The following is an 819-nucleotide window of genomic DNA, read 5'->3' on the forward strand; positions in this document are numbered from 1 at the left end:
GCCAAATTAACAGTTACATCTTTCTTCCTCCGGCCAACACGACCGTCTACGAGCTAGCTCGTCGCCGTCCTCTGAGGCTCACCGCCTCATCGGAGCCAGCGTGGTCGCGCTGAACGCCGCCGAGGGGACTCCATCGATCATAAGCTTCAGGTAGATGCGATAATTCGGTAGCTGCAATAGATCGATCTCATCAAATCGTCCCTGAAACTCTCGAGCAAGATATGGCGCATCCTCCGAGCCAACTCTGAACGAAATAATCGTTCCCGCATTTCCCAGCACCGCATGGCGCACGTCTGGTTCAAGCTGATAAAGGTACTGGTTGACCTTGCCCCCATATGTGGAACGGCCCGCGAGGCAAGAGCTTTTTCAACCGATTTCACACATTGGGACGGTGCGGTCATATGTCCGGCCTTTGCGCGCGGCACAATATGGCCGCTGGCCTCGATGAGATCCGCGGAACGAGGAGCCAAATCAAGTTTACGCGCTTGAGCGCATTGGGGGCAGTAGCTTCACTCGTTTCGGGATTTCGTCCCAAGGGTTCATCGCCTGTTGTTGCACCTTGCCCTCTGCCGGCCTGCGCCGGTCAGATCGTTTTGGTGGTCACTGCGTCACCGCGGTAAGCGCCAATGGGTCGGGACGCCGATAAATTCCGCCCTTGTTCAGGAGCGCCCAGATGATCCGAGCCGTCTTACTGGCCTGCGCGACGGCGGCAACCTTGAAAGGCCGTCTGGCGAGAAGGGCCTTCAGCCACGGCCGCGCCCAAGCGTCGTTTCGGACGACCCGCAAGACGGCCGTTGCCCCGACAACGAGGAGAGAGCG

At 58.7% G+C, this 819-nt stretch carries 1 pseudogene; it reads right to left on the reverse strand.

The features are described 5' to 3' along the window. Positions 1-600: 600 nt before the first annotated feature. Positions 601-819, reverse strand: a pseudogene (locus CV770_RS43100) (IS110 family transposase); the annotation flags it as partial.

The organism is Bradyrhizobium sp. AC87j1, from assembly GCF_002936975.1.
Taxonomy (GTDB): domain Bacteria; phylum Pseudomonadota; class Alphaproteobacteria; order Rhizobiales; family Xanthobacteraceae; genus Bradyrhizobium; species Bradyrhizobium shewense.